The 10,548-nt window shown below is 31.2% G+C and carries 9 protein-coding genes; 5 read left to right on the top strand and 4 right to left on the bottom strand.

What is annotated here, in order from left to right; translation table 11 throughout:
- Together QM536_07265 and QM536_07260 are read left to right on the top strand one after the other, a co-directional pair.
- Positions 1 to 582, top strand: a 582-nt coding sequence (locus QM536_07265) for a hypothetical protein (protein ID MDI9356802.1), incomplete at its 5' end; no start/stop codon positions are given.
- Positions 583 to 645: 63 nt separating this feature from the next.
- On the top strand, positions 646 to 930 hold the full coding sequence (locus QM536_07260) for a hypothetical protein (protein MDI9356801.1): 285 nt from the start codon (positions 646 to 648) through the stop codon (positions 928 to 930).
- A gap of 3 nt (positions 931 to 933) precedes the next feature.
- Here QM536_07260 and QM536_07255 read toward each other — a convergent pair whose 3' ends face one another.
- From QM536_07255 to QM536_07240, 4 genes are all read right to left on the bottom strand, one after another.
- Positions 934 to 1,290 carry a DUF4296 domain-containing protein gene (locus QM536_07255; protein ID MDI9356800.1) on the bottom strand — a complete coding sequence of 119 codons (357 nt, stop codon included), beginning with the start codon at positions 1,288 to 1,290 and terminating at the stop codon, positions 934 to 936.
- 171 nt (positions 1,291 to 1,461) lie between these two features.
- The gene (gene dxs / locus QM536_07250) at positions 1,462 to 3,369 is read right to left on the bottom strand and encodes a 1-deoxy-D-xylulose-5-phosphate synthase (GenBank protein ID MDI9356799.1); all 1,908 of its coding nucleotides are present in this window, start codon (positions 3,367 to 3,369) and stop codon (positions 1,462 to 1,464) included.
- Between the two features lie 36 nt (positions 3,370 to 3,405).
- Positions 3,406 to 4,680 carry a pitrilysin family protein gene (locus QM536_07245; GenBank protein ID MDI9356798.1) on the bottom strand — a complete coding sequence of 425 codons (1,275 nt, stop codon included), beginning with the start codon at positions 4,678 to 4,680 and terminating at the stop codon, positions 3,406 to 3,408.
- A gap of 148 nt (positions 4,681 to 4,828) precedes the next feature.
- Positions 4,829 to 5,797: an arginine deiminase-related protein gene (locus tag QM536_07240; protein ID MDI9356797.1), complete on the bottom strand. Its 969-nt coding sequence runs from the start codon at positions 5,795 to 5,797 to the stop codon at positions 4,829 to 4,831.
- Between the two features lie 743 nt (positions 5,798 to 6,540).
- On the opposite strand from QM536_07240, the gene QM536_07235 reads away from it, so the two are divergent.
- From QM536_07235 to QM536_07225, 3 genes are all read left to right on the top strand, one after another.
- A complete protein-coding gene (locus QM536_07235) occupies positions 6,541 to 8,445 on the top strand; it encodes a M1 family metallopeptidase (GenBank protein MDI9356796.1) in 1,905 nt (634 codons plus the stop codon).
- A 596-nt stretch (positions 8,446 to 9,041) separates the two neighbouring features.
- Positions 9,042 to 9,302, top strand: coding sequence for a hypothetical protein (locus tag QM536_07230; protein MDI9356795.1), 261 nt, complete (start codon positions 9,042 to 9,044; stop codon positions 9,300 to 9,302).
- Positions 9,302 to 10,540, top strand: a complete 1,239-nt coding sequence (locus QM536_07225; protein MDI9356794.1) for an AAA family ATPase — start codon at positions 9,302 to 9,304, stop codon at positions 10,538 to 10,540. Before QM536_07230 ends, QM536_07225 begins: the two co-directional genes overlap by 1 nt.
- Positions 10,541 to 10,548 lie beyond the last annotated feature (8 nt).

The following is a 10,548-nucleotide window of genomic DNA, read 5'->3' as shown; positions in this document are numbered from 1 at the left end:
GAAGGAAGGAAGGAAGGAAGCATAACAAGAATTACCATTCACAATAATACTACTCTCAATATCAATAGTGACATCTATAATATCTATGAAACAAATGTTACCATAAATGACGCTCTTTCTCAAAACTTTGATGTGCTGGATAACGACCCCGCAATTACTGCGTTTGAAATTACTGACAAAAAAGAAAATCCATATATACGAGTAGAGAAATCAGATTTTAAAGATATGACACTGAAATCTGAACATATCGATAAAAACAAAAAGTATACAATTGAAATAACTCGTCTCAATATTGTTCGTGTTGCTTTTGAGGAAAATTTAAAATGGGACTTCTATTATAGAGGTAATAAAATTTCCGCAATAATTAATGGTCCTCATTTTTATACACGAATAGACCGAGGAGAATCTTTTGCCAAAGGGGAAGTTTTAGAAGTAGAGTTGCAAATCAATCAAATATTTGAGGAAAGCGTCCATACATTTATCAATAAATCCTATCAGATTAACAGAATAATAAACCATTACGCAAGAGGAGAACAGAAAAAAATATACTTTGACGACGATAATACAGAATCATCCTCATAATAATTTCAAAAATAATTGTGTATCAAAATATTGTAATTTTTATAAATTCCTTTCAAATAAAATATGGAAAATTGTAGCTTTAGTATTAATTTTTATGAAGAGACGGATGCTCTATTAGGAAGAGCAAAAACAGTAATAGAAAAAATGGGAGGGAGCTTTACGGGAAGCAATCAGAACGGGAACTTCTTCATCCACACCCCCATAGGAGCGGTAAGAGGTACTTATATAGTAAATAATAACTCCATTCTTTTTCAGATTACCGATAAACCATTTCTTATCACCTGTGGTAAAATAGAAGGCGAGATTAGAAAATATCTCAATATATCACCTCTAGGAAAAAACATATAACCCCTATTCCAAAATACTTCGCTTTGAAGAAGCATTTCTATACAGATTCAAACTATCTAATAGATGCGTATAAATATTTTTTAGTTTATCCTGATGCTCTAAATAATACTTATAACTTCTGTTATATATTTTGGTATCTGTCTTATATTTTTTAAGTATTTTGAGTTCTTTTTCTTGATATACTTGTTTTTGCTGCTCTTCGGTTAATTTCATTTCATCAATCAGCGTTTCCAATATATATATTTCCACAAAGATAGATACCATTTTCTCCTCAGGAATTATCTGTTCCTCATCCTCCTTGTTAGGAATGCATTTTTGAAAAAAGAAAGCACACAAAATGGTGCCAATTATATATTTCATCGTCTCTTATGGTGGGTTCTAAAAATTGATTTCTTCGAAAAAAATGTTGGTAATTATTGATTTTTAAGGGAAACAGTTTTTAGAATTTGAATTTTTAGAATCTCTCCCAAATCATTTTCGTTTTTTAAATGTATTTATAATTATATAATATACTATATGTTGTAAGGTGTATCAAGTAGGTTTGGGAATACTTGCATATATTTTTTGAGCTGTTTCGTATATTTTTTGAGTATCAAAACCGCATTCAAAATGCAATTGTTCAGGTTCCCCGTGTTCTACTATCCTATCGGGGATTCCTAATCTTGTCACTTTGCATGTGTAATCCATTTCAGCAAGAACTTCTAATACCGCACTGCCAAAGCCCCCTGGCAAACACCCATCTTCAACCGTAATAATATATTTATATTGAGAAAATATGAGAGAGAGCATTTCTGTATCTATTGGTTTTACAAATCTCATATCATAATGTCCCACAGAAATATTTTCTTTTTGGAGCATTACACATACCTTTCTTATAGTGTTGCCTGCTGTTCCTATGCTCACAAAAGCAATATCTTTGCCCTCTCTTATACATCTTCCTTTTCCTATTTCTAATAATTGGATTGGCGTTTTCCATTCGGGCATTACGCCTTGACCTCTTGGATAACGAATACTGAATGCGGAATTTTTGATAAAAGTAGCTGTATACATCATATTTCGTAACTCTTCTTCGTTCATGGGAGCGGCTACAATTATATTTGGTATGCATCGCATATAGGCAATATCATAGTTTCCATGGTGAGTTGGTCCGTCTTCTCCTACAAGTCCTGCTCTATCTAAACAAAAAATCACGGGAAGATTTTGTAAACACACATCGTGAATCACTTGGTCATATCCTCTCTGCATAAAACTGCTGTAGATATTACAAAAAGGAATAAGTCCCTGTGTTGCTAAACCCGCAGAGAACGTGACCGCATGCTGTTCTGCTATTCCAACGTCAAAACATCTATCAGGAAACTCTTTCATCATAAGATTGAGGGAAGAACCCGATGGCATAGCAGGAGTAATAGCAACTATTTTTTCGTTTTCTCTTGCTAATTCTATTATGGTATGCCCAAATACATCTTGATATTTTGGTGGTTGTGGGGTATCAAATATTTTTTTATGAATCACACCTGTAATTTTATCAAATTTTCCAGGCGCATGCCATACAGTTTGGTTTTGTTCGGCTACCCCATATCCTTTTCCTTTTACTGTAATGCAATGAAGTATTTTAGGACCATTAATAGATTTTATATCGTTAAAAATATCTACCAAATGCAGAACATCGTGTCCATTTATAGGTCCAAAATATCTAATATTGAGAGATTCAAAATAATTACTTCTTTGAAGGATAAGCCCTTTTATACTGGTTTCTACTTTGGTGATAAAGTCTCTCGTATTTTCCCCTATTTTTTTGAATTTTCCCAAAGTATTCCATACATCTTCTTTTATTTTATTGTACGTTTGAGAAGTACTGATATCCAAGAGATAATTTTTTAATGCTCCTACATTAGGATCTATGGACATACAGTTATCATTGAGAATAATAGTCAAATTAGAATCTGAAACCCCTGTATGATTCATTGCCTCAAAAGCCATTCCTGCAGTTAAAGCCCCATCTCCAATAACAGCTATATGTTGTCTTTCAAATTCTTTTTTATATTTGGAAGCAATTGCCATTCCTAATGCCGCCGACAGAGAAGTAGAACTATGTCCCACCCCAAAGGCATCATATTCGCTTTCTTTTCTTTTTGGGAATCCAGAAATACCTTTGTAAATTCTATTGGTATGAAAAACATCTCGTCTTCCCGTGAGTATTTTATGCCCGTATGCCTGATGCCCCACGTCCCAAACAAGCAAATCATAAGGGGTATTAAAAACGTAATGTAATGCGACTGTCAACTCAATTGTTCCTAAGTTCGCACCAAAATGCCCCCCATATTGGGAAACATTATGAATGATAAATTGCCGTAATTCTTCACAGATTGTAGACAACAATTCTTTCGGCACTTCTTTCAAATCCAAAGGGCTTTGGATGTCTGATAAATATGTTTTCATTATTTGATTGTTTTTGTCTTTTGAAAATAAAAGTTGTTATATACCTCCCGCTATTACTTGTATCCATGTCTCTTCTTGCAGATATTTTTGAGACATATACAGTATGTCTTCCGCAGAAATATGTTGCAAAGTAGCATAAAATTCATCATAGTAACCATAATCTAATCCATATATATTGATATTTTTGAACTTATCCATCAGCTGAAAGGGAGTATTTAAGCTCGATAAAAAACTTCCCTTCATATAATTACAAACCAAATCCATTTCTTCTTTAGAAACAGGATTCGTTTTGAGTATTCGCATCTCTTTTAATATTTCTTCTACCGCAAACAGAACAGATTCTTTATGTATATCTGAGTATAAAAACCAATAAGATTCTTGTTTCAGATGCACAAAAGAAGAATGGATTCCATAAGTAAGCCCTTGTTTCTCTCTTATATTTTTCATAAGGCGACTCCCAAAATACCCTCCCAATATCTCATTTACAATAGTTAATGTAATAAACTCATGGTGGTTCTTTTGTATACAGTAGTGTCCCATTTTGAGAGAAGATTGCACCGTATTTTCCAATGGTATTATATGCCGAAGAGAACTTGTAGGAGAATAGGAATAAGAAGTCGTTTTATTACGAAAATACTTCCATTTTTCAAAAGGAGTAGTAATTTCTTTTTCCTCTGATGGAGAAACATTTCCCGAAATAAAGAGAGTCATTTCTGCAAAAAGATTTTTTAAATGATACTGAAGCAAATCTTCTCTGCTCACAGATAGCACTTGTTCTTCTGTCAATGTAGATCCGTATGGGTGTGCATCAGAAAAAAGCACTTGACGAAAACCATTGTTGGATAAAGAACGTGTTTGTTTCTTTTGCAATACTATATTTTGAATAGTAATTCTTTTTTGTAACTCTAATTCTTCTTCGGGAAAAGAGCATTCTAAAAAAACATCAGTGAGAAATGGGATAATCTTTGGTAAATATTTCGGCTGGCAATAGAGGGTAAAAGTAATAAAATCAAAACCATTTGTCACCTCTGTAAAAGCACCATAGAAGTCCAAATGATTATTAATTTCCTCCGAAGAAAGTTTTTTTGTTCCCGATAAGAGCATTTCAGAGCAGAGGTAAGCGACCCCTGGCTTTGGTTCGTACCATTTTCCGCTGCAAAATAAAATTTCTACTCGGCATATTTTTGTTTCTCCCATATTGAGAATATGCACAGGAATACCGTTACCAATAAAAGTAGATTCTACTTTTTGAAAAGAAACAGAAGTCGGTAATTGAAATTTAGGGGCAGTAGTGCGGTCTAATTTTTCCATGTAATTGATACAGAATTAAAAATGAAGGTTATAAATTCACTACGCAAACTCTCTTTTAAAGAAATACTGAGTAGCATTTGATAAATAAAACACGTACAAATAAGCGTCTCTAATAAAACAAACAACTTACTGTAGTTAATCAAATAATTTACTCCCGCAGGATTTGAGCAATCATACACCTTGCGCTACCTCCACCTACTTTTTCAATGGTAGGAATATTAATGGGTGTTAATTCTCCAAATTTACTGAGAGTGACTTTTTGTACTTCTTGCAATCTATTGAAAGCGGTTTGAGATAAGACAATCAGAGTTTTTCCTTGTTTCGTTTTTACCTCTAACATATTTCCTAAAAAATTTTTCATCTGCTCTAAGCTAATTTTTATAATTTTCTTATTACCTACTCGTAAGTTTTTTAAAACTATTTCTCTTTCTTTTTTGTTTGCAATACTCTCCGAGCAAACAACCGCAAAATTGCTGCCTATACACATCATTACATTGGTATGATAAATTTCTTTTTTATTTTCGTCTATAGCATTAAAAATAACGGCTTTATAATGAAGAGTATTTGCTAAAAGGGTTACTAAATCGCTATTGGTTCGTGGTGAAATACAAGCAAAAAGAATTTTATTGAGATGGTCAAAAACTACACTTCCTGTGCCTTCTAAATATTGATTATTATTTTCGTATTTGCTCCAATCAATAATTTCAGGTATCTGAGTCGTTTTATAAAAATCTTTAATAATTTCTATCCTTTTTTCTTCCCTTCTATTAGTAGATAACATTGGATAGACAAAAATTCTTCCATCGGGATTAAAACTTATCCAATTGTTTGGAAAAATAGCATCCGGTTTAATAGGTGTTTGAGTGTCTTCTACCACAAAAACATCTACACCTTTTTCTTTTAGTACGCTCACCGCATTGTCAAATTCAACTAAAGCTTTTTGTTGAACTAAAGAATCTGCTTCTGTTGGCATATGTTGAAAAGCGTTACTTTGGGCAGTTTGTATGTTATATCCAAAATTTGCCGGTCTTACCATCATAACTTTTGTAGAGCTTTGTTGTGCAAAGACGCTCCAAGATAAATATAAAAAGAAAAAAAAGAATATGTTTTGTTTCATATAAATAAGATGTATTTGTATAAATAAAGTGTATATATGTAAATTTTTGTTTATCGAGTCCACTACAAAAAATCTTTTTTACAAAACTATTGAGTTTTAAACCCTATTGGTAATCAAATAGGTATAAAATTATAAATGGTATCAAAAGTGACTTTTCAAAGTAGAATCTTTATTGTATAGTAATAATATTTTATTTTTTTAAAATCTTGTTTAACTCATAATATCAATATTTATCTACGACTATCTTTGTATCTTTTGTATAACAATAAAAAAACATACCACAAAGTTCACAAAGAATTATGAATGGTATGACTGTAATTCCGAATAGGTTTAATTATTGCGAGTATATATATTGCTATAATCATCCCACCCTTTCTGGATTTTTTCTTTTATAATGAAAGATACAAAAAGCTATTTGTAATTATGTATTTTACATTATATGGAATTTGTAATAATTTTTTCTATTATACTAAAATATCTACATTTTTTTGATACAAAAACAATAAGAATTTACTCCATAAATCAAAAAAATAATATAAAATTATTATTTTTCATAACTTACCACTCAAACCTTTCAATCTCTATTTATTATTAAACTATATTAACATCCGAAAAGTTACTTTTTATTAATATAATGGTAATTACAAAATTAATATAATGGTAATTACAAATCTTATTTTTTGATAAAAATAGAATAATGTATTTAATAAAAAATTTATAAATCAAAATAAATAACAAATCAAATGACAAAAATGAGAACTATTCTTATAGTAATGTTGTTATGCCCTATAAGTATATATGGACAAAGTAATTATTGGCAGCAAAAAGTAGAATACACCATAGATGTGGATATGGATGTAAACACACATAGAATGAAAGGAAATGAAATAGTATGGTATTATAATAATTCGCCCGATACCTTAAAGAAAGTATTTTTTCATCTCTACCTCAATGCATTTCAACCTGGAAGTATGATGGATATTCGTTCCCGAACTATTTCCGATCCCGATAGAAGGGTTGGCGAGAGAATACTCCATCTGAAACCCGAAGAGCAAGGGTATGAGAAAATTATTGCTCTCAAACAAAACAGACAAGCGGTAGAATATTTTGTAGATGGAACAATTTTAGAGGTAGAACTTCATTCACCTATTGCTCCCAAAAATAAGACATTCTTTACATTAGAATTTGAAGCACAGATTCCTTTACAAATAAGACGTTCGGGGAGAAACAGCAGTGAAAACGTAGCTTATTCTGTAAGTCAGTGGTATCCTAAAATAGCGGAATATGACCATATGGGATGGCATACAGACCCTTATGTTGCACGAGAATTTTATGGTGTTTGGGGTAATTTTTCCGTTCGTATCTTAATAGATTCTAATTATGTAGTAGCCGCTTCGGGTGTCTTGCAAAATGCAACAGAAGTAGGAAAAGGATATATTGAAAATTCTCTTGTGAATAAAAAAAATTCTCAAGCAAAACTTCTTTGGAAGTTTGAAGCAAAAAATGTGCATGACTTTATGTGGGCAGCAGATCCTCATTATATTCACGATGTAGTAACCCCTCCCAATTTACCTACTTTTCATTTTTTTTATAAATCCGACACCGCTATTATAAAAAATTGGAAAAAACTCCAAGTGGACTTTCCTAAAGCATTTTCTTATCTGAATACACATTTTGGAGAATACTCATATCCCGTTTTTTCCGTTATTCAAGGAGGAGATGGAGGAATGGAATATCCTATGTCTACCCTTATTACGGGTAATAGAAAATACAGGTCACTCATAGAAGTAGCTATTCACGAGGCGGCACACAGTTGGTATCAAGGATTATTGGCTACGAATGAATCGCTTTATCCTTGGATGGATGAAGGATTTACAGAGTATGCAACTGTTTTTACAGAGCATTTTTTATTTGATTCTCTTGATAAAGCTTCGTATATAAACCCATTAGAAGCTGCCTACAAAAGCTATTTTGCATTGGTAGCGAGCAATAAACAGGAAAGCATGATTACTCACAGTGACCACTACTCTACTAATTTTGCCTATTCTATAAATGCCTACGCTAAAGGGGCTATCTTTGAGCATCAACTTGGTTATATAATAGGAGAAAATAAACTCAAAAAAGGGCTTTTGAAATATTTTAATACTTGGAAATATAAACATCCCACTCCCGCAGATTATCTTAATATTATGGAAAAAACATCGGATATACAATTAGATTGGTATTACCAACATTTTGTTAATTCTATCAATACCATAGATTATGGAATAAAATATGTAGAAACTCAAGATACTACCACGCAAGTCATATTAGAAAGAATTGGAAAAATGCCAATGCCCATAGATATTCTAGTAAAGTATGAAGGGGGAACAGAAGAAGCATTTTATATCCCTCTTGATCTTATGCGTGGTATAAAAGAAAACGAAAACACGTTTTTGAAAAGAAATGTTTTAATTCAATGGAACTGGACACATTCTTATTATACCTTTATTATACCAAAGCCACTCAAAAAAATTATTTCCATAGAAATAGACCCAAGTCAAAGAATGGCAGATATAGACAGAAATAACCAACAATACCCCCATACAATTATACACCATACCCAAACAGGAACCTCTTATGAAAGGTATAATGAAAAAAAAGAGTAAATATTGACTTCAAAATCACTATAATTATGAGTTAAGATTTTTTTATTTGTGTCTTTTGTGAAATTAAAAAAATAAAAACGCTCTTAATAACATTTAGATTAGTAAAAAATAAAATAATCACATCATATTTATTTTGCTTATTTTTGACATGTGTTCAATTTTTTTTTCATTTCAATGAAACTTGTAAAAATAATACCTACATAAAATGATAAATACTTCCTAATGTTGGGGTTATTTACGTGAATTTCGTTGAAAAAAGAATAATGTTAATATATCTCTATAAACCTAAATATTTCAGCAAGACAAATATCACAGGAAATAGAAATAAGTGAATCATATCCCAAAAAATGTTCAGTAAAGGAGAGGAATATATCTAAAAAAAATATAACACAAGAGAGATTATGCCGCAATCCACATATTTTAAAAAAGCAGCAGAAAAACACTATAATTTTTGTGACTACGCACTCAAAAATATAGATGCCATAAAAGATGATAATAAAAGAGTACAAATTTGATATAATATCTACTATATTTCGGGATATATTGTAGAATGTATCTTGAAACATTGCCTAGTGGAGAGAAAAATGAATAATTCTATGACCGAGCAAAAAGCAATTAAAGAAGTAATAAAATATAATCATAAAATAGAAGAAATAGCTCAAAAGTGCGATGAAGGTGAGGAAGGAGCAAATTTTAATTTTCTAAACCCAATAAGATGTAATTCTTTGTTAAAAAATTGGAACGCAAATATACGTTATGAAACGGACTATACAGAAAAGAATATAAACACAATGAGTATAAAAAAAGCATTTAAAACAATAGAAGAGATTTATAGAACAGTAAATAAACAATATTAATGGTAAAGCTTTTTGAAAAATGTTCAGAGATAGATAGAATATTCCAAAAGGATATCTATCAAAGAAGTGTTAAAAAACACAAGATATTTTTGCGGGGGAATGAAAATTTTTATGTGTATATTCTCATAGAAAAAAAAAATGAAACAGATGAAAATGTAAAAAAAATAGAGGACGAAATATTAGAAATCTATCCTTCTGCGGAAATTTCTTTTTTATACGAATCCGATGTGGAGGAAGATGATTTTTACAAAGATATATTTTCTGAAGCAACCAATAATGGAAATATTCATATAGAATATGGACGAAGGCGTTTTAATACGTTTCTCAATAAGCCCGTTGATAAGGTGCGGTTTGAAAGAAAAAATGATTCTTGCCCTATAGTTACTTTTTATAGTTATAAAGGAGGAATGGGACGTTCTACTACTCTTGCTTTTTTTGCACTCCATCTTGCCTTCAAAAAAAGATTAAAAGTGTTTATTATTGATGCAGACTTTGAGGCACCAGGGTTTACAAATTTTTTTCTCAAATACCCAAACGAAGAAAATCAAAGAAATGGACTTATAGAATATATCTTTGATAAAAAAACAAAACTCACAAGTAAAGAATATTTAGAAAGATATACTTGGGAAGTAGATAATACATTTATTAAAAATGATTTTTTAGATGGAAAAAAGGGTTCTATCAAAATAATGCCTGCAGGAAATCTTAAAAGTGACTTTCAAAACCCTTCCAAAGATTTTCTTCAATATGATATGAACCATTATTTAGAAGCCCTTGCAAGGATAAACCTTGTAAACCAAGATGCCATTATGAACACTTTTACGGAAGTTATCCAAGATATCCAAGATACTTTTCAACCCGATGTTATACTCATTGATTCCCGAACGGGTTTTAATGATGTGATGGGAGTAACTGCTATGCAACTTTCTCAAATAATGGTCGGCTTCTTTAGAAATGACATTCAATCTCTCCCCGGTATTAAGTTCTTTATTGATAATGCAATGCAGCGAATGAAATACATAGAACCTTATCTTATAAATTCTATACTTCCTCACAATATTTCTCTTAAAAAAAACATTTTCAACGATTTCAAACAAAAAATTCAAAATATTACTGGAACATTACAAAGAGAAGATGCCGAGTGGGATTTGGAATTTCCCTGTTTTCCGCTTTCTAAAAACGAAAATATAGAAATCTTAAAAATGCAGATGACACCATATCTCTTCGCCCTTTTATAGACCTTATA

The sequence above is a fragment of the Chitinophagaceae bacterium genome (assembly GCA_030053935.1).
In the GTDB taxonomy this organism is placed as follows: domain Bacteria; phylum Bacteroidota; class Bacteroidia; order Cytophagales; family JASGCU01; genus JASGCU01.
Note: the sequence above shows the minus strand (reverse complement) of the source record. Positions and strands in the feature narration are given on the sequence as shown.

Bases quoted from the DNA above. Each gene is read 5' to 3' on its own strand.
- QM536_07225 (MDI9356794.1), top strand. From the start codon at position 9,302: ATGGTAAAGCTTTTTGAAAAATGTTCAGAGATAGATAGAATATTCCAA.
- QM536_07230 (MDI9356795.1), top strand. From the start codon at position 9,042: ATGACCGAGCAAAAAGCAATTAAAGAAGTAATAAAATATAATCATAAA.
- QM536_07260 (MDI9356801.1), top strand. From the start codon at position 646: ATGGAAAATTGTAGCTTTAGTATTAATTTTTATGAAGAGACGGATGCT.
- QM536_07240 (MDI9356797.1), bottom strand. From the start codon at position 5,797: ATGAAACAAAACATATTCTTTTTTTTCTTTTTATATTTATCTTGGAGC.
- QM536_07235 (MDI9356796.1), top strand. From the start codon at position 6,541: ATGACAAAAATGAGAACTATTCTTATAGTAATGTTGTTATGCCCTATA.
- dxs (MDI9356799.1), bottom strand. From the start codon at position 3,369: ATGAAAACATATTTATCAGACATCCAAAGCCCTTTGGATTTGAAAGAA.
- QM536_07255 (MDI9356800.1), bottom strand. From the start codon at position 1,290: ATGAAATATATAATTGGCACCATTTTGTGTGCTTTCTTTTTTCAAAAA.
- QM536_07245 (MDI9356798.1), bottom strand. From the start codon at position 4,680: ATGGAAAAATTAGACCGCACTACTGCCCCTAAATTTCAATTACCGACT.